This is a genomic window from Achromobacter sp. 1014246743 (assembly GCF_059760725.1).
On the sequence record NZ_JCBANA010000050.1, the window covers coordinates 31,806 to 49,934 of the forward strand.

Genomic DNA, 18,129 nt, shown 5'->3' on the forward strand with positions numbered 1-18,129 from the left:
GCGCGGCGCCCGGTTGCCGCCGGATCAGTGGCGAATGGCGATGGTCTTCAGGGTGGTGAAGCCGTACAGCGCCTCGAAGCCCTTTTCGCGGCCGTAGCCCGATTGGCGCGACCCGCCGAAGGGCAGCTCCACGCCGCCGCCGGCGCCGTAGTTGTTGACGAACACCTGCCCCGCGCGCAGCTTGCGCGCCAGGCGCAGCTGGCGGGCGCCGTCGCGCGTCCATACGCCGGCCACCAGGCCGTACAGCGTGCCGTTGGCGATTTCCAGCGCCTCTTCCTCGGTGTCGAACACCATGGCCGCCAGCACCGGGCCGAACACTTCTTCCTGCGCCAGGCGGCTCTTGGGCGGCACGTCGCGGAACAGCACGGGCGGCTGGTAGAAGCCGGAATCCGGCGTGCCGTCCTTGAGCTTGCCGCGCGCGGCGACCTTCAGGCCTTCGGCTTCGGCCTCGGCCAGGAAGCCGCGCACGCGGTCGTGCTGGCGGGCGCTGATCAGCGGGCCCACGTCCAGGTCCTGCGCGGCCGGGCCGGTGACGGTGGCCGAGAAGGCCTCGCCCAGGCGGGTCAGCACCTTTTCGTACACGCCGCGCTGGATCAGCACGCGGCTGCCGGCCGAGCAGGTCTGGCCGGCGTTCTGGATGATGGCGGCCAGCAGCACCGGCATGGCGGCATCCAGGTCGGCATCGTCGAACACGATCTGCGGCGACTTGCCACCCAGTTCCAGCGTGACCGGCACGTGGTTGTCGGCGGCGGCGTGCGCCACCATCTTGCCCGTCTGCGGCGAACCGGTGAACGAGATGTGGTCGATGCCCGGGTGCGCCGACAGGGCCGCGCCGGCTTCGTGGCCGTAGCCCGTGCAGATGTTCAGCGCGCCGGCCGGCAGGCCCGCTTCGGCGGCGATCTCGGCCACCTTGAGCAGCGACAGGCAGGCGTCTTCGGCCGGCTTGACGACGCAGGCGTTGCCCGCCGCCAGGGCGGCGCCGACGCTGCGGCCGAAGATCTGCAGCGGATAGTTCCACGGCACGATGTGGCCGGTGACGCCATGCGCCTCGCGCACGGTCAGCACGGTGAAGCCGGGGGTGTAGGGAATGGTTTCGCCGTGCAGCTTGTCGACCGCACCGGCATAGAACTCGAAATAACGCGCCACGGCGGCCGCGTCGGCGCGGGCCTGCTTGATCGGCTTGCCGGTGTCGGCCGACTCGATCTGCGCCAGTTCCTCCTGGCGGTCCAGCAGCGCGAAGGCAATGCGCATCAGCAGGCGGCTGCGGGCGGCCGGCGCCATCTGGCCCCACTCGCCTTCGAAGGCCTCGCGCGCGGCCGTCACGGCGCGGTCCACGTCCGCCTCGCCCGAACGCGCGATGGCCTCGAACGGCTTGCCATCGGACGGGTTCAGGACGGGAATGGTTTCACCGGTGGCGGCAGCCACCCATTGGTTGGCGATAAAGTTCTTCTGAGTCACGATGTGCGGAGTAAAGTGTGGGCCGTATGGCCGGGGTGTCGGTATCCAGCCAAGGTACGGGAGCCCTCCCTGACTTGTCAATTCAATTGACACCTTTCGTCCCAAGCTTCAGGATAATTTGGGCCGCCTTCGGGAAATCCCTAGGTATCGCAATGCATTGCCCACTATCCTGCCGCCCCCCTGATTTGTCATGACGAATAACAAACCCGACCGGTCCGCCGGTGGAGCGAAGGCGATGAGCAATGTGCGTGACCCGCAGCTGGACAAGCTGCTGATCGCGGCCAGCCGGCCGCGGCCTGAACTGGATGTGCTGGCCGAAGTGGCCTCGGGCCTGGGCTACGTGCGGGCCGAACGCTTTGCCGAGCGCGTCTACGAAAGCCTGTTCTACGCCATCGCCACCGGCAAGATCGGCCCGGGCGCCAAGCTGCCCACCGAACTGGAACTGGCCGCCCTGTTCGAAGTGTCGCGCCCCGTGGTGCGCCAGGCGTTGGACCGGCTGCGCGAAGACCAGTTGGTGGAATCGGTGCGCGGGTCCGGCAGCTACGTGCGCGCCAAGCCCGACCTGATGGGCGGCATGCCCGCCGTGGACCCCGCCCGCCGCGTGGGCCACATCCTGGAAGGGCTGGAACTGCGCCGCGTGATCGAACCCGAATGCGCCTACCTGGCCGCGCTGCGCCGCACCGACGACGACCTGCGCGAAATGGACCGCATGCTGACCGGCTATGAAGCCGCGGACGCGTCCGGCGCCATCGCCCACCACCACGACTATGGCTTTCACCGGGCCATCGCCGCGGCCACCGGCAACCAGCGCTTCGTGCAGGTGCTCAAATCCCTGGAATACGACGTCAGCCATGCCGTCAACATGATGCGCCACCTGGTGCACAGCGAACCCTGGAAGCGCACCCGCGCCGCCATCGACGAACACCGCCAGATCTACCGCCTGATCCAGCAGCAGGACGCCGACGGCGCCCGCCACATCATGCTGGCCCATATCGAAAAGGCCCGCAGCCGCATGCTCAACAGCGGCTCGGAACACTGAACCGGCGCCACTGCGCCTTCGACGCTTGCCCGGCCACGCCGCCGGCCAGCGACCGTTTTCCTGAATCCGAAGCGCGGCGCCTGCCGCGCCATGAATCCCCCATGCAACGTCCCGTCTTGAACCTGAACCAGCAACTCGTCCTTGTCACCGGCGCCAGCCGCGGCCTGGGCACGGCCATTGCCCGCGCCTTCCTGCGCGAGGGTGCGCAGGTAGTCATCAACTATCTGCACAGCGAGGCCCAGGCGCGCGAACTGGCCGCGAGCGCCCCCGACCGCGCCCTGGCGGTGCAGGCCGACGTGCGCGACGCCGAGGCCGTGGCCGCGATGGTGGCCCGCGCCAGCCAGCACTTTGGCCGCCCCATCGGCACCGTGGTCAACAACGCCCTGCCCGCCTTCCAGTTCAACGGCGACGCCCGTCCGCATGCCGACACCCTGAACTGGGCGCAGATGCAGGCGCAGCTTGAAGGCAGCGTGCGCGCGGCCCTGAACACCACCCAGGCCGTGCTGCCGCTGATGCGCGCGGCCGGCGGCGGCAGGATCATCAACGTGGGCACCAACCTGGTCCAGAACCCGGTGGTGCCGTACCACGACTACACCGCCGCCAAGGCGGCGCTGCTGGCCTTTACCCGCACTCTGTCGCACGAACTGGGCGCCGACGGCATCACCGTCAACATGGTGTCCGGCGGCCTCTTGCGCACCACCGACGCATCGGCCGCCACCCCCGAAGCCGTGTTCGACCTGATCGCCGCAGGCACGCCGCTGCGTGAAGTGACCACGCCAGAACAGTTCGCGGACGCGGTGCTGTTCTTCGCCAGCCCGTGGTCGCGCGCGGTGACGGGACAGAACCTGATCGTGGATGGGGGCTTGGTGAAGGGGTAGTCCGCCAGCGCGGTCGCGGTATCATCTGGCCGCATCAATACAAGGTCTACGCGAAACATGAAATTAGCCACCTGGAACGTCAATTCCCTCAACGTGCGCCTGCCGCAAGTCCAGGATTGGCTGGCCGCCAACCCTGTCGATGTGCTGTGCATCCAGGAACTGAAGCTGACCGACGACAAGTTCCCCGAAGCCGCTTTCAAAGAGGCGGGCTACCACGCCGTCTGGGCCGGACAGAAGACGTACAACGGCGTGGCCATCGTCTCGCGCATGCCGGGCACGTCCATGGTGCGCAATATCCCCGGCTACGAAGACCCGCAGCAGCGCGTGCTGGCGCTGACCTTCCCCAGCCCCGAGGGCGACGTGCGCGTCGTCTGCGCGTACTGCCCCAACGGCCAGGCGGTCGGCTCGGACAAGTACGCCTACAAGCTGGAATGGTTCGAGGCCATGCGCGCCTGGCTGGCCGACGAGATCAAGCAATACCCGCGCCTGGCCGTGCTGGGCGACTACAACGTCGCCCCGGCCGATGAAGACGTGCACAACCCCGAAAAGTGGGAAGGCCAGGTGCTGGTGTCCGAACCCGAACGCCAGGCGCTGATGCAGTTGATCGACCTGGGCCTGGCCGACTCCTTCCGCCTGTTCGACCAGCCCGAAAAATCGTTTTCCTGGTGGGACTACCGCCAGTTCGCCTTTCGCCGCAATGCCGGCCTGCGCATCGACCACATCCTGCTGTCGGCCCCGCTGGTCAAGCGCTGCATCGCCTGCGTGATCGACAAGGAACCGCGGCGCAACGAGCAGCCGTCGGACCACGCGCCGGTGGTGGCGACGCTGGCGTTTGATTGAAGGCAGATTTCGCAGGCCGCCTGCTTGCGCGGCCTGTAAATATTCCTGTATAGTTTTGGTCTTGCTTGATTGGGGCGGTAGCTCAGCTGGGAGAGCGTCGCGTTCGCAATGCGAAGGTCGGGAGTTCGATCCTCCTCCGCTCCACCACATTCCAGACAAAAAAGCCTTGGACTCGCGTCCAAGGCTTTTTTGTTCGTGGCCTCTTATGCCAGAGGCCGCAATCCAGAGGCCGCCGATGCGCGGCCCGCGGATTATTGCGCCAGGTTATGCAACCTGGCCGCGGGCACGGGCTGGGCCCTGCCCGCCCGAGGGGCCGGCTTGGGTTGGGCCACGCCAGGCCGGGCAGACGGCTGGCGCCGCAGGCGCGTGGCCACCATGTCGTACAGAACCGCGCCGGGATAATGCATCAGCACGCCGCCCGCGACCGCGGCCAAGGCGGCGACGGTACTGGCCAGTTCCCAAGTGCTCATGATTTGCTCTCCGTGCAAGGGCGTGGCGGCGCAGAGGGCGCCACCGCAGCGGGCGCCACACCCGTTTGCGCAGTCTACCAACGGCCACGCAAACATGGTAGCGCCTGGTGGCGCTTGGAAACACGACGAAACAGCAATCGGGAAACAGCGCGCCTTGCCCGTCAGCGGTGAAAGACGGCGAATTCCCAATACCGTCTGGGGGACGCATCCGACGACTGCCAGCCCATTTTCTTGAGGCGCCTGGCGATGAACCAGTTGAGCGAGCCATGCCCCACAAACAGCACGCCGCCCTCCGAAGCCGCCATCGCTGCCAATCGCTCTGCGCAGGTATGCGCCCTGCGTCTGGCCGCTTTGAAAGATTCGATATCGCCCGCGTACCCCATCAGCCAGGCCAGCCTGAAAAAGACCAGCCACAGCGATAGCCCGATCCTGGGAAAACGCCATGCGGCGTGGGGCATCTCCATCTCGCGAAACAGACGGTCCGCGGCGACGATACGCCTGGCGCCCAGCAGCCTGGCGGATTCCTGGGAGCGGGCGAGATTGCTGCACACGGTGATGGCACATTCGGCCGCTAGATCGATGGCAGCCTGCGAAGGCCGAGACGCCGTATCGATGCCCGCCACATCGTATGCCTTCACCCAATCGCCGAACTGCGCGGCATTGAGCCTGGCACGCCTGTCGACATCGGGCTGTCCATGCCTCATCAAAACGATTTTCAACCGGCTTCCTTCAAGTCGTTGGATATCTGCCGGTGGCTGCTGCGGCGGCCGCTATCTTAGCGCAGGCGCCTCGTCGGGTATGCTCTGCCAAGCCTCACCGTGACACCCGACAGGGCAAATCACTTTACCGCTGCAACGATTGGAACACACCGTGAAAATGACCCGGGTCATAGGCACGACAACGGAAGCGATTCGAGCCGCTGAAACCGCGCCTATTCGCGAACGACGGCATGCTGTCGTCCGCGCCGCCCGTAGACACGCTATCGGAACAACCCATGCCCTCCCCCGCCGCCCCCACCGATGAACGCCTGCCCTTGCTGCTGAGCCTGAACGGCGGCTATGTCGATACCCTGGGGTTCATTGCCTTGCACGGCCTGTTCTCGGCGCACGTGACGGGCAACTTCGTGACGATCGGCTATGCGCTGGGCAACGGCGCGTCCGGCGCGTGGACCAAGCTGGCGGCATTGCCGGTGTTCTGCCTGGGGGTGTTCCTGGCGCGGCTGTATGGCCAGTCGCGGCGCGATGCCGGGCGGCCGGCGTTCATGTGGCTGCTGTCGATGAAGACGCTGCTGTTGGGCGTAGCGGCGGCGATAGCGCTGACCTGGGGGCCGTTTCCGGTGGGCGACACCTGGGGGCTGTTCGCCACCGGCATGACGATGGTGCTGGCGATGTCGATCCAGAACGCGGTGCATCGGGTGCATTTGAGCGCGGCCCCACCGTCGACGCTGATGACGGGCACCACCACGCAGATCATGCTGGACCTGGCGGACGTCGCGCGCGGCGAATGCGACGAGGCGGGCAAGCGCCGCATGGCGCGGATGAGCCGGGCGGTGCTGGCATTTGCGGTGGGCTGCGGCGCGGCGGCGTTGCTGCACGCCGGCATCGGCCTGTGGGCCTTTGTGGCGCCACCGGTGATTTCGCTGCTGGGCCAGGGCCTGGCGCGACGCTATCCGGGCTGATGGGGCACCGGGCTGAGTTTGCGAAAGACCCACGTGACCAGCCCTGCGCCGACAGCCTACCCCGGCTGACGCACCTGGCCGCCAGGGGCCTGGCTGGCGGACGCGGCGGGCGTCTCGGCCGTCTGCGCCTGGGCCACGGGCTTGACGGCTTGACCGCCCCGCAGGCGCGTGGCGATGTAGTCATACAGCCGCACGCCCGGTGCACGCATCAGCAGGAACACGAGCAGCCCCAGCAGCAGCGACAGCAGCACGGCGCGGCCCGGTATCACGGCGCCCCCTCGGCCTGGCCGGCGCGCAGGTGGCGACGGATGGTCTTCGAAAAACCGATCGAGTCCTCGCCCAGGATCGGCGGGATGCCGACGAAGCCGCGTTCGCGCAGCGTCTGCAGCGGCAGGCGGGTGTCCAGCCCGCCCTGGTCGTACAGGTATTCGGGCAGGTAACCCGACAGCAGGATGCGATAGTCCAGCGGCAGCCCCGGCACGATGGCGCGCACCATGCGGTAGACCAGCGTGGTGCAGTTGGCGGTGACGGTGTGATAGAAGCGCGGGGTGTCGGCCAGGTCGTTGGCGGTGCGCAGGTACGACAGGAACAGCTCGCGCATGTCCGCGACCGGCATCTTGACGGGGTAGATGTAGACGTTCTCGGCCCGGGGGCCGGCGCGCACGTAGAGCACGTCGCGTTCGTCGGCGGCCACCACGCTCAGTTCGAACTTCTTGAAAAAGCCACCCAGTTCCGAGAATTGTTCGCCGCGCTCTTTGCGGATCTCGACCGAGAACACGAGGTGGCGGCCGTCGGCAAAGCCGAACGACACCAGTGTATGGGCGATGGCCGGACCGTCCCAGTACGACAGCACCATGTCCACCGATTGCAGGTCGTTCAGGTCGTAGACGCGGGTTTCCCAGCGCGGGGTGTAGTCGGTGTCCGAGCGCCACTTGAAGTCGCGCACGTTGTCCAGCGTGACGATATTGCCGGCAACCGTGCCGCGCAGTGTCTTGGCAACATCGTCGGCCCAGACGCGGTCATTCGACGGAGCAATGGCCTGCCACCACAGCGCCAGCAACACCAGCGCCACGCCGTAGGCCCACAACGCGGGCCGGCGCCGCAGCCGGCCGATGCCATGCCACAGGCGCAAGAGCGCATACAGGCCCAGCGCCGTCCAGGCCAGCATCAGCAGCCCCTTGGCCCAGGCCGCGGACGGCCCCTGGTACCACAGGGCCAGGCAGGCCCACCCCATGGAAAACAGGATCACGAGGCTCAGCGCGGCCAGCCCCAGCACCCGCAGGCAGCGCCGGCCAAGGCTGGAAGCGTCAGGCGCCGGCGGCATGTTGGGCCACGATTTCAAGCACGCCGTTGATGACGAACTGCACCGCCATGCACACGAGCAAAAAGCCCATGATGCGCGAGATGGCTTCGACGCCGCTGTTGCCGATCAGGGCGACGATGCGGCCGGCCGAGCGCAGGCAGATCCAGAACAGCAGGCCCAGCAGCACGAATACGATGATGGGCGTGGCGGCAATGGTCCAGGCGGGGTACTGGCCGGCGGCTTCACCGCCCACGGTCGAGGCAGCGCTGATGATCATGGCGATGGTGCCCGGGCCTGCGGTGCCCGGCATCGCCAGCGGCACGAAGGCAATGTTGGGCACCTGGCGGTGCACCGCCACGTCGGCGGCGACGTCCGCCTCGCGTTCGTCGGTGGCGGTACTGGACGGGAACAGCATGGAAAAGCCGATACTGGCCACGATCAGGCCGCCCGCGATGCGCAGGCCGGGAATGGAAATGCCGAAGGTGGCCATGATCCAGGCGCCCGCGTAGTAGGTCACCAGCATGATGCCCACCACATAACAGGCGGCCTGCCGGATCTGGCGTTCGCGCTCTTTGTAGGGAATGTGCTGCCCCAGGGACAGCAGCAGGGTCATCGACGTCAGCGGGTTGGCCAGCGGCAGCATCAGCGCCAGGCCCAGGCTGACCAGCTTGCCCAGTTGAACCAGATCATCAATCATCGCGGCGGGGGAAGAACGGCGGATCGGGGCAGGCGCGCAATGATCCGCCTGCACCGATGTGCACCAGGCCCTCTAGTGTAATGTAAGCAAAGGCAAGTTCTAGTATTTACCCTGATCCCGGTTTCGATACGATGCCGCCTGCGTGTGCGGATGGCGTCGGGTTGATCGATGCGGCCGCCGCCCCCTTTTCGCCCTTCAGGAGTTTGCCCTTTGATGCGCCGTTTCTCGCATTGCCTGTTCGCCGCCCTGCCCCTGGCGCTTGCCGCGTTTGCCGCGCCCGCGGTGGCGGCCGGCATGGACTGTGGCCGCGCCCGCACGACGGCCGAAATCGCCATTTGCGCCGATCCGGGCCTGTATGCGCTGGATGCCGAGCTGGGCACGGCCTATGGCAAGCTGCGCAAGGCCCAGCCGCAGCAGGCCGACGCATTGCGGCAGGCGCAGCGCAGTTGGTTGAAGCAGCGCGATCTGTGCCGCGCCGATGCCGCCTGCCTGCGGGCGCGCTATGAAAGCCGCGTGACCGACCTGCAGGGACAACTGAGCCGGGCACAGGGTTACCAGCCCGACGAAACGGACCGGCTGGCGCTGGACGACCTGCGCCAGGCCGTGGAGGCCGCCCGAGCCAACGACCCGGAATTCGCGCTGGAAAAGACGCTGGAGGCCCTGACGGTCAGGGCCGGCACGACGGCGTTTGCCAACGTGCGCGACAAGGACAGCGACGACGCCGCGCACTTTCCTTCGGCGCGGCCGCAGGGCGTGACGGAAGACGAATGGCGCGCCCTGCAGGCGTCGAACCTCGACATCGAGGCCGAAGGCGGCAACGTCGGCTACACCTTGATGGACCTGGACGGCGACGGCCGGCGCGACCTGGTGATCGATGCCTATGTGGGCGGCACCGGCCTGTTTTCGGATGTCAGTGCCTGGCGCCGCGACGGGGCGCGCTTCGTGCCCGCCGACGTCGGTGACGCCAATGGCGACGCCGGCTCGTCGCTCTACACGATCAATGGCCGCGGCGCCAACCAGGAAGGAAGCTGGATCCGTCTGCGTGACCGGGTCTACGTGGCCTACCGCGTGGGCGCCTACGGGCAGGACCGCGTGTACCTGATGCGGCCGCTGCACCGCATCGGCGATGTGCCGACGCTGACGGTGCGTTACCGCTACGGAATGTCGGTGCCCCAGCAACAGAAGAACGAAAGCGGCACGACCCGCACGCTGGACGACACGCTGCACGCCGGGCTGACCCGCGCGCTCAAGGGCATCGACACCAGCCAGGCGCGCGAGGCCTACGGCGGCGAAGAACCGCTGTGCCCGATGCCGGACGGCGTGCCCCAGGACGAGCGCGAAGGTTATTACAGTTTCGGTGCCGGCCACTACAGCTACGAAATCGTGGGCGACATGGCCGTGTACGTCGGCCCGCGCTGCTACATCGGTCGGGTGGTGGATTGGTTCGGCAGCTACAACAAGGACGGCCTGGCCGCCCAGCTCTGGATCCGCGATCCGGGGCCGGACGGCAAGGAAGAGACGTTCAATCTGGTCGGCAAGCGCAACGTGACCAAGACCGACACATCGATCGGCCCGGTTGAGGGCGACAACGGCTGAGGTCGGTCAGCGCGTTCTGCCCAGCCAAGGGGCAGAACGTCCCGCAGGGATCGGCGGCCCCACGGCTGCCGAATGGCACTGACGATCAGGCGCCGGCGGATCAGGCCGGCCGCTGCCAACGCTGCGCCGCCAAGGCCAGCAGGCGCGCGTCCGACCCTTCGGCCGCCACCAGTTGCAGGCTCACGGGCATGCCGTCGACAAAGCCCGCCGGCAAGGCGATGGCCGGCAAGCCCAGCAGGTTCCACGGATTGGTCAGGCCCAGCAGGGTTTCGCGCACGCCCGCGCTGCCGGGGCCGGCCACGCTGCGCTGCTGCAGTGCGGGCGCGGTGATCGCCACCGTCGGCAATGCCAGCACATCGACCCGCTCGAAGAGTTCCGCGAACACGGCGCGCAGCCGGGTCCGGGTATTGATGGCGCGCACGTATTCCCAGCCTTGCACCGGACGCGAGGCCCGCAGGCGTTCCAGGACTTCGGGGTCGAACTTTTCGGGCTCGTCCTCGACCCGTTCGGCATGCACGGCGTAGGCTTCCGAACGCTGGATGGCGCCCAGCGCGCCTTGCAGCGCGCGGGCATGGCGCGTGACCTCGGCGCCGTCCAGCAGGCCGGCGTCGTCCCGCGACCCCAGAAAGCGCAGCGCCGCCGCCCGCACGCAGGCGGTGACCGCCGCATCGTCGATGGCGAACGGCGCGTTGGGCACCCACATCATGCGCGGCGCGGCCAGGCCCGGATCGGCGGCGTCGGCAAAGGCGCCGATGGCGCCGCCGGACAAGGCCTGCATGAAGGCCTGGGCATCCTGGACCGTGTTGGCCAGCACGCCGGCATCTTCGATGCTGGGCGACAGCGGGAACAGCCCTTGCGCCGACACGCGGCCATGCGTGGGCTTGAAGCCCACCAGGCCGCACAGCGCGGACGGCACGCGCACCGAACCGCCGGTATCGGTGCCCAGCGCCACCGGCACCATGCCGGACGCCACCGCCGCGGCGCTGCCGGCGCTGGAGCCGCCCGTGATCTGGGTGGTGCGCCACGGGTTGCGCGAGGCGCCCTGCACGCTGCGGTCGCCGGTGGGGCCATAGGCGAATTCGTGCGTCAGCGTCTTGCCGACGACGATGGCGCCGGCCGCGCGCAGCAGCGCCACGCAGTCGGCATCGGCCGCGGGCCGGTGGCCCAGGAAATGCGCGGCGCCCATGGTGGTGGGCATGTCGGCGGTGTCGACGTTGTCTTTGATGGCGACGGGAATGCCGTGCAGCGGGCCGCGCACGCGGCCCTGGGCACGTTCGTCATCCAGGGCCCGCGCGGTGGCCAGGGCGGCGTCGATGTCGACGTGCACGAAGGCGTTGAGCAGCGGGTTCAGGCGGTCGATCGCGGCGCCGGCATGGCGCACCAGGGCTTCGGCGCTGAGCGCGCCCTGGCGCAGGGCGTCCTGCAGGTCGGCCAGCGTGCGGCCGGCGAAGAAGCCGGGCTCGACGGCCATAGGCGGGCGTGAGGGGTGTTGCGAGGTCATCGTGCGGCTCCTTGGCGCGAGGCGGACGACAGGCGCGGACCGACCCCGGGGCGAACCTGCAGCATCGCACACATGCCGACCGCGGTGGCGACCGAGGCGGCCACGAACATGACCGAATAGCCGTGACGCGCGGCCAGGTAGCCGGTCAGCGTGGGCGCCAGGATGGACGCAATGTTGGCAAAGAAGTGCATCAGGCCGCTGAAAGTGCCGACGCGGTTGGCGGGCGCAGTGTCGATGACGACAGCCCAGTAGACCGAGTTGGGCAAGGCGTTCAGGGCGTTGGCCAGCGTCATCAGGGCAATCACGGCGAACACCGATTGCGCCTGCGACACGAGCAGGAAGCACAGCGTGGTGGCCAGCAGGCAGCCGGCGGCAAACCAGCTGCGGGCGATCTTCAGGCTGCCGGTGCGCTTGAACAGCAGGTCGGAAATACGGCCACCCAGCAGCACGGTGACGCAGGCGCCGGTCCAGGGAATCATGCCCATGTACCAGAGCGACGACAGGCTGTAGCCGAAGTTGTCCTGCAGGTACTTCGGCGTCCAGGTCAGCAGCAGGAAGTTCACGTACATGAACGAGAAGTAGCCCAGGGTGTTCAGCACCAGGGTCTTGCTGCGAAAGAAGCTCCACCACGGCAGCGCCGGGGCGTCTTCGTCCTGCCCGGCCGCGGCCTGGGCGCGGGACGCCTGGATTTCCTGCAATTCCGCCGGGGACACGCGCGGGTTGGTCTCCGGGCGGTCGGTGAAGATGCGCATGAAGAACACCAGCACGATCAGGCCGGCGGCGCCCAGGATGTAGAACATGGCGCGCCAGCTGCCGGTCAGGCTGAGCAGGCCCACGGCCACCGGGGCGGTCAGCAAGGCGCCCAGCGGCGTGCTGAGCAGGCCGAAGCCGACGACGAAGCCGCGTTCGCGGGTGGTGGCCCAGTTGGCGATGGTCTTGTTGATGATGGAGTACGCCGGGCCTTCGGCCGCGCCGAACAGGATGCGGATGGTGGCAAAACCGGCCAGCGCCGAGCCGCCCAGGAAGGCCAGGCCGAAGTCGCCCGCCCAGGCGGTGGCGATCTCGAAGATGGACCAGGTCACGCCGGCCACGATCCAGACCTTGCGCGGGCCGAAGTGGTCGGCCAGCATGCCGCCGAACAGCGCGCCGACCATGTAGCCGTAGCCGAAGTAGCCCAGCACCGAGCCCCAGTCGCCACGGTCCAGGCCGTATTCGCCGGTGATGTGGGCGGCGGCATAGGACATGGCGCCGCGGTCGATGTAGTTGATCAGTGCCAGCAGCACGACCATGGTGAAGATCCGGTAGCGGAACCGGGAATTCTGGGTGTCAGGTGTCATTGCGAATCAATCCAGTCGTTTTACCCAAACGTTTGGGTTGCGGAATACTAAGGGTTAGGAATCCAAAAATCGACACCGTGTAAACCCTAGGTTGCCCTGGGACGCCCACCAGAGGTATTCGAGCGTGTATCCTCCAGCCCCATGAATAAATCGCGCCCTGTCACGCTGCAAAGCCTGGCGCGGCAGCTCGGTTTGAACGTTTCGACCGTGTCCCGCGTCCTCAACGGTTCCGAGGACGACGCACGCGCCGCCGCCGCGCCCGACACCGTCAAACGCATCCGCACGCTGGCCGCCGAACTGCACTACCAAGCCAACCCGCACGCGGCCAGCCTGAAGACGCGCCGCAGCCGCACGATCGGCGTGCTGGTGCCCCGCCTGTCGGACATGGTGCTGGCCACCATCTACGAAGGCGTGGACGAAGCCGCGGCCGAACACGGCTACCTGACCTTCGTGTCCAACACCCAGGACGTGCCGGACAAGCAGCGCAAGCTGATCGAGATGGCGCTGGCGCGGCGCGTGGACGGCCTGATCCTGGGCGACGCCCACAGCCACGACGGCACGGCCGCCAATCCCCTGCTGGCCGAACTGGCCCAGCGGGACGTGCCCTTCGTGCTGGTCAGCCGCCATGCCGATGCCCATTGCGCCGTCACCTGCGACGACGTCGAAGGCGGACGCCTGGCCGCCGAACACCTGCTGGCCATGGGCCACCGGCGCATTGCGGTGATGGTGGGCGAGCCGTTCGCCAGCACCGGCCGCGACCGCTCGGCGGGCTTTTTCGCGGCCTGTGCCCGGCAAGGGGTGGACGTGCCGGCCCACTGGCGCATCGAAAGCCCGTTCGACACCGCCGCGGGCCGCCACGTGGGCGCTCGTCTATTGGCCGGCCCCGACCGCCCGACCGCCATCTTCGCGGTCAACGACTTCCTGGCGGTGGGCGTGATGGGCGCGGCGCGCGAACAGGGCCTGGAAGCCGGCCGCGACGTGGCCATCGTGGGCTACAACGACACGCCGCTGGCGGGCGCCCTGCCCATCGGCCTGACCACCATCCATTCGCCCATGCACCAGATGGGCCGGCTGGGCCTGGAACTGCTGTTGCAGAAGATCGCGGGCGGCAAGCCGGACAGCGTGCGGCTGGCGCCGGCGCTGGTGGTGCGCGGCAGCAGCGACCGACCGATCCCGGGCTGACGCTGCCGCCCCGGCTGACGGAACCATCCGCGACGGGGCGTTACTCACTTTCCTGGCATCCCGGCCGTGGCGGCCGACGCATCGCACCAGGAGAGGCGCATGAACCCCCAAGTACGTTTCGAGGAACTGCTGGCGGCACTGGCCCAGGCCTTGGGCCAGCCATCCCTGCCCGTGGGGCAGGACGGCACCTGCACGCTGATCATCGACGGCCGGTTGGCGGTGAACCTGGCAGTGGATCCGCAGGGCCGCGACGTGCTGATCTTCGCCCCGCTGGGCCACGTGCCCGCCGAACACCGTGCCGCCGTCCATGTCCGCATGCTGCAAGCCAATGGTGCGGGCGCCTCGCCCTACACGCTGGGACTGACCCGCCAGGGCGACACCGCCATCCTCAGCGCGCGCCGGCCGCTGGCCGAGCCCGCCGTGCCGGACCTGGCGGACGGCATTGCGGCATTCGCCCAGAACGCCCTGCGCTGGCAGGCGTCGCTGCAGGCGCCGGCCGACGATACCGCCGGCGCCGCGCCTGCCCCCGGCACCTGGATGCCAGCCTGAGGAGCACGCCATGGGCTTTGACATCAGCCAATTCAGGAACATCGCCGCCAACCGCGCGGCGAGCGACCAGATCGACATCGACAGGCAGAATCCGCAGGCGCCGACATTGACCACGCGGCCCGAGAGCAGCGGGCTGGCCTGGTTGCTCGACCAGGTCATCGAGTTTGGCGACAACCTGCTCGAAGGCCCGTTGTTCGCGCAGCAGCAGGCAGTGCTGCAGGCCTTCCACGATGCCTTGAGCCAGGGCCTGAGCCCACAAGCCGCCGATGCCGTGCTGGCCCGCGAACCGATACAGCCCCTGACAGCCGGCCGCGTTGCCACGCTGATCCAGCAGGCCGAAGGCTGGGAAGCCACGCGCATGGCCGCCTTGCAGCTGGCATCGCAGCCCGGCGCCTCGACCTCGGACATGGATACCGCGCTGGACTATGTCCTGGGCGAATGCGAGCTGCCGGAAGGTGCCCACAGCGCGCTCATCGTGCCGACATTGCGTGATGCCCTGAGGCAGGTGCTGCCTGCCCTGGTGCAGGCCGACGGCACGGCCCGGCTGGAACTGGCCGGCCGCCTGGCCTCGCAATTGGCCCCGCGGATCGAGGAATACATCGTGCGTGCGCTGTTTGCGCAATCGATGCAGCCCGCCAGCACGGTCAAGGGGCTGAACGGCAAATCCGCAGATGAGGTGATCGCGACCCTGGACAGCCTGGGCGGCCTGGCCCGCCTGCATCAGGACGTGCCGGCCCTGAACGTGCATCTGCAACGCGAAGTCGCGGGCTTCGTGACCTGCCTGAACACGCTGTTGAACCGGGTCGACCAGGACAAGGCCGACATCGGCACGCGCTTCTTCGGCGACAACGCGCCGGGCAAGCTGCAAGGCATCAGGCTGACCGACAGCGACCCCCACAAGCAGGGCAACCGCGTCGCCATCCTGAGCTTCGGCGCAGACCGGCAGGTCGTGTACAAGCCGCGCGACGTGCGCATCGACGAGGCGCTTTCCGGCGCACACCTGGCGCCCGACGCCCAAGGCCCCCGCCAGAGCCTGCTGGAAATGGCCGGCGCGGACGCCATGACCTACCGCTTTCTGCCGCGGCAGCAAGCGGGCGTGGATTATGGCTACGTGCAGTTCCTGCCCCACGGCGACGCGCAAGACCATGTGATCGACGCGACCGACGCCCCGCGCGTGTTCGGCGACCTGGGCCGGGCCATCGGCGCGCTGATGCTGGCCGGCGCCAGCGACCTGCACCACGAGAACATCATGGTCAGCGGCGGCCGCTTCTATTTCACGGACCTGGAATTCGCGCTGTCGCCGCAAGCCATCGGCTATGCGACGCAACTGTTGTCGCGCCAGCCGGGCCCGCTCGATGCGGATGGCGTGCCTTCCGACCAGGTGGCGGCGCGGGCCGAGTACGACGACCTCATGCGCAGCATGATATTGAACGATACATTCCAGCGAGCGACCGACAACAATCCGCTATGCAGCCCTTGCACGGTGGCCCAGGGCCGGTTCCATCCGGCCGACACCAGCAGTGAAGTCATCGAAAGCCTGGTCATCCTGCGCACGGTGGGTCCGGACGGTACGCAATACCTTGACAACCGGCACGCCCCCGACGGGGAAGACGACAACCTCTACGCGCGCTACCACCAGCCTTTCGGCCAAGGCGTAACGGCGGGCCTGAAGGCCGTACGCGATGCCGCCGGCCAGGGGTTGCCTCAGTTTCATGCGTCGATCCCGGATTTCCACCTGCGCTATCACCCCATCAGCACGGGGGACCAGCGCACCGTGCTGAGCGATCTGCGCTTTGAATCATTCAACGCCAGCGCCCTGCAGGCGGTGAACGACCTGTACGACGGGACCACCCATACCCAATCGCTGGACGACAAACTCGCCGACATCACCCTGTGCAGCCAGGATGCCGCCAAGCTGAACGCGCTTCGGCAAGCCATGTACGGCGCCTACCAGCAGCACGACATCCCCTACTTCAGCCGGCAGGTTTCGGGCCAGGCATTGTTCCCGGACGGCATGACCAACCAGCCTTTTCAATGGGGCCCTGGTCCGCACGACTACTTCCCCACGCGCGCCGACACGCACGCCCAGGGGCTGGAAGCGCTGCTGGCAGGCGTGTCCGATGCCGTGCTGGATCGCCTGGGCACCCTGGCAGGCAGCTGGATGAACGAGCAGTCCCCGCGCGAGGCCTACGTGCTGCAATTTCCGAACGGCAAGACGCAACGGATGATCGACGACATCACGCGCCAGTGAGTTTCACCGCGCGCGTCGCCAGGAACGTCGGCAAGTAGCGGTCGATCACAAAGCGCGGCCGCGGCTGGCGGTCTTCGTGAAAGCCGGCCAGGACAAAGCCGGCATCGAGCTGGCCGCCGATCTGGTCCTGCAGCGTATGGCCGAACACCAGCGCTTCGCCGCGAGCCCGCTTGGCGACGAGCGCGGCCGGGTCCAGGGCGTCGACATCGGCATACGGCAGTGCGTGCAATGGCCGGATCAGGCCCTGCTCGGCCAGCGCCGGATCGCGGTCGCCAACGAAAACCACCGGGTTGTAGAAGCTGGACAAGAGGCTGCCGCCCGGCCGCAGCACGCGGAAGCACTCGCGCCACACGGGCCGCACGTCGGGCACGTACAGGTTGGAAATCGGGTGGAAAACGACATCGAAGGACTGGTCGGCAAAGGCCGACAGATCGCGCATGTCGCCTTGCACGCAGGTCAGCGCCAGGCCGTCGCGGCGGGCCACGGCGCGGTCCTGTTCCAGCTGGCGTTCGGACAGGTCGAACACCGTGACCTGCGCGCCGGCCGCGGCCAGCACCGGCGCCTGCTGGCCGCCGGCGGACGCCAGGCACAGGATGGACAGGCCGGTGACGTTGTCGAGCCAGCCGGCCGGCAAGGGGCCGGGCGTGAGATGCACGGCCCAGTCGCCGTGGCGGGCGGCGGCAATGAGATCGACGGTGACGGGCCGCGACCATTCGCAGTCTTGCACGGCGAGCTGGTCCCAGGCGGCCCGGTTGTGGGCGATGAGGTCGAACGAAGTATGAGCAGGCATGAGGCCTCCATGAACGTGATGCGGGCAGCGGCCGGCGTTCAGGCGCGGCAGCGAACGATGTGTTCAGGCAGCGAGGATCATGTTGGCAGACTTCGGTGGACGGGCGTTATTCTAGCGGACATGAACGCTCAATTTTCACCACCGACCCTGCGCAACATCGGCGGCAAGCGCGCCCTGATGTTCCAAGACAGCGGCCCCGTCCTGGCCACGGGACACGACACCAACGACCTGATCAGCGCCGCGTGGGAACACGAGGCCGAGTGGCTGGTGCTGCCGGCCGCCCGCGTGCATCCCGATTTCTTCCGCCTCGACACCCGCATCGCGGGCGAACTGATCCAGAAGTTCGTCAACTACCACCTGCATTGCGCGGTGGTGGGCGACATCTCGGCGCACCTGGCCGCCAGCAAGTCGCTGCGCGATTTTGCCTACGAGACCAACCGGGGCCGCGTGTTCTGGCTGCTGGAAGACGCAGCGGCATTTGAAGCGCGGCTGGCGCCTGCGGCGGCCTGAGCCGCCTTTGCCCTGCCGCACCCCGTGTGACGCAAGGCCGCGTCACACGG

18 protein-coding genes and 1 tRNA gene are annotated in these 18,129 nt (G+C 68.0%); 10 read left to right on the forward strand and 9 right to left on the reverse strand.

The genetic code is table 11. From position 1 onward, the window contains the following. Positions 1-24: 24 nt before the first annotated feature. On the reverse strand, positions 25-1,461 hold the full coding sequence (locus AC6LJ2_RS20325) for an aldehyde dehydrogenase family protein (protein ID WP_445659153.1): 1,437 nt from the start codon (positions 1,459-1,461) through the stop codon (positions 25-27). 232 nt (positions 1,462-1,693) lie between these two features. Here AC6LJ2_RS20325 and AC6LJ2_RS20330 point away from each other — a divergent pair, with 232 nt between their 5' ends. From AC6LJ2_RS20330 to AC6LJ2_RS20345, 4 genes are all read left to right on the forward strand, one after another. Then, complete coding sequence (locus tag AC6LJ2_RS20330; protein ID WP_263911903.1) at positions 1,694-2,497, forward strand: FadR/GntR family transcriptional regulator; 804 nt, start codon at positions 1,694-1,696, stop codon at positions 2,495-2,497. A gap of 101 nt (positions 2,498-2,598) precedes the next feature. Further along, positions 2,599-3,375, forward strand: coding sequence for a 3-oxoacyl-ACP reductase (locus AC6LJ2_RS20335; protein ID WP_498152039.1), 777 nt, complete (start codon positions 2,599-2,601; stop codon positions 3,373-3,375). 57 nt (positions 3,376-3,432) lie between these two features. Then, positions 3,433-4,215 (forward strand): exodeoxyribonuclease III, encoded by a 783-nt coding sequence (gene xth / locus AC6LJ2_RS20340; RefSeq protein WP_498152040.1) that lies wholly within the window; start codon positions 3,433-3,435, stop codon positions 4,213-4,215. A 71-nt stretch (positions 4,216-4,286) separates the two neighbouring features. Beyond that, positions 4,287-4,362: transfer RNA gene (locus tag AC6LJ2_RS20345), tRNA-Ala, on the forward strand. Between the two features lie 104 nt (positions 4,363-4,466). Here AC6LJ2_RS20345 and AC6LJ2_RS20350 read toward each other — a convergent pair. Then, positions 4,467-4,685, reverse strand: a complete 219-nt coding sequence (locus tag AC6LJ2_RS20350; protein WP_263911900.1) for a hypothetical protein — start codon at positions 4,683-4,685, stop codon at positions 4,467-4,469. 161 nt (positions 4,686-4,846) lie between these two features. Continuing rightward, the gene (locus AC6LJ2_RS20355; RefSeq protein ID WP_498152041.1) at positions 4,847-5,404 is read right to left on the reverse strand and encodes a histidine phosphatase family protein; all 558 of its coding nucleotides are present in this window, start codon (positions 5,402-5,404) and stop codon (positions 4,847-4,849) included. Between the two features lie 275 nt (positions 5,405-5,679). Here AC6LJ2_RS20355 and AC6LJ2_RS20360 point away from each other — a divergent pair, with 275 nt between their 5' ends. Further along, complete coding sequence (locus AC6LJ2_RS20360) at positions 5,680-6,363, forward strand: YoaK family protein (protein WP_263911896.1); 684 nt, start codon at positions 5,680-5,682, stop codon at positions 6,361-6,363. Positions 6,364-6,419: 56 nt separating this feature from the next. Here AC6LJ2_RS20360 and AC6LJ2_RS20365 read toward each other — a convergent pair whose 3' ends face one another. The 3 genes from AC6LJ2_RS20365 to AC6LJ2_RS20375 are packed head-to-tail and all read right to left on the reverse strand — an operon-like array spanning position 6,420 to position 8,363. Further along, positions 6,420-6,632 (reverse strand): hypothetical protein, encoded by a 213-nt coding sequence (locus AC6LJ2_RS20365; RefSeq protein ID WP_263911895.1) that lies wholly within the window; start codon positions 6,630-6,632, stop codon positions 6,420-6,422. Beyond that, positions 6,629-7,687: an Lnb N-terminal periplasmic domain-containing protein gene (locus AC6LJ2_RS20370; protein WP_498152049.1), complete on the reverse strand. Its 1,059-nt coding sequence runs from the start codon at positions 7,685-7,687 to the stop codon at positions 6,629-6,631. Before AC6LJ2_RS20370 ends, AC6LJ2_RS20365 begins: the two co-directional genes overlap by 4 nt. Then, the gene (locus AC6LJ2_RS20375; RefSeq protein ID WP_445658775.1) at positions 7,671-8,363 is read right to left on the reverse strand and encodes a MarC family NAAT transporter; all 693 of its coding nucleotides are present in this window, start codon (positions 8,361-8,363) and stop codon (positions 7,671-7,673) included. Before AC6LJ2_RS20375 ends, AC6LJ2_RS20370 begins: the two co-directional genes overlap by 17 nt. Before the next feature lie 213 nt (positions 8,364-8,576). Between AC6LJ2_RS20375 and AC6LJ2_RS20380 the strand changes: the two genes are divergently transcribed. Further along, positions 8,577-9,959, forward strand: a complete 1,383-nt coding sequence (locus AC6LJ2_RS20380; RefSeq protein ID WP_498152042.1) for a lysozyme inhibitor LprI family protein — start codon at positions 8,577-8,579, stop codon at positions 9,957-9,959. 100 nt (positions 9,960-10,059) lie between these two features. Here AC6LJ2_RS20380 and AC6LJ2_RS20385 read toward each other — a convergent pair whose 3' ends face one another. Both AC6LJ2_RS20385 and AC6LJ2_RS20390 read right to left on the reverse strand, forming a co-directional pair. Continuing rightward, on the reverse strand, positions 10,060-11,460 hold the full coding sequence (locus AC6LJ2_RS20385) for an amidase (protein ID WP_498152043.1): 1,401 nt from the start codon (positions 11,458-11,460) through the stop codon (positions 10,060-10,062). Continuing rightward, positions 11,457-12,797 carry an MFS transporter gene (locus tag AC6LJ2_RS20390; RefSeq protein ID WP_498152044.1) on the reverse strand — a complete coding sequence of 447 codons (1,341 nt, stop codon included), beginning with the start codon at positions 12,795-12,797 and terminating at the stop codon, positions 11,457-11,459. The genes AC6LJ2_RS20385 and AC6LJ2_RS20390 overlap by 4 nt, the downstream gene beginning before the upstream one ends. A 141-nt stretch (positions 12,798-12,938) precedes the next feature. Here AC6LJ2_RS20390 and AC6LJ2_RS20395 point away from each other — a divergent pair, with 141 nt between their 5' ends. From AC6LJ2_RS20395 to AC6LJ2_RS20405, 3 genes are all read left to right on the forward strand, one after another. Then, positions 12,939-13,979 (forward strand): LacI family DNA-binding transcriptional regulator, encoded by a 1,041-nt coding sequence (locus AC6LJ2_RS20395; protein ID WP_498152045.1) that lies wholly within the window; start codon positions 12,939-12,941, stop codon positions 13,977-13,979. Between the two features lie 99 nt (positions 13,980-14,078). Then, positions 14,079-14,528, forward strand: coding sequence for a type III secretion system chaperone (locus AC6LJ2_RS20400; RefSeq protein ID WP_498152046.1), 450 nt, complete (start codon positions 14,079-14,081; stop codon positions 14,526-14,528). A gap of 10 nt (positions 14,529-14,538) precedes the next feature. Next, entirely contained in the window at positions 14,539-16,779 is a 2,241-nt protein-coding gene (locus AC6LJ2_RS20405) for a DUF4135 domain-containing protein (protein ID WP_445658769.1), read from the forward strand. Here AC6LJ2_RS20405 and AC6LJ2_RS20410 read toward each other — a convergent pair. Then, positions 16,766-17,569 (reverse strand): class I SAM-dependent methyltransferase, encoded by an 804-nt coding sequence (locus tag AC6LJ2_RS20410; protein WP_498152047.1) that lies wholly within the window; start codon positions 17,567-17,569, stop codon positions 16,766-16,768. The two genes, AC6LJ2_RS20405 and AC6LJ2_RS20410, sit on opposite strands and share 14 nt — an antisense overlap. Before the next feature lie 120 nt (positions 17,570-17,689). Here AC6LJ2_RS20410 and AC6LJ2_RS20415 point away from each other — a divergent pair, with 120 nt between their 5' ends. Then, complete coding sequence (locus AC6LJ2_RS20415) at positions 17,690-18,079, forward strand: DUF4180 domain-containing protein (RefSeq protein WP_263911883.1); 390 nt, start codon at positions 17,690-17,692, stop codon at positions 18,077-18,079. The last annotated feature ends 50 nt before the right edge of the window (positions 18,080-18,129 follow it).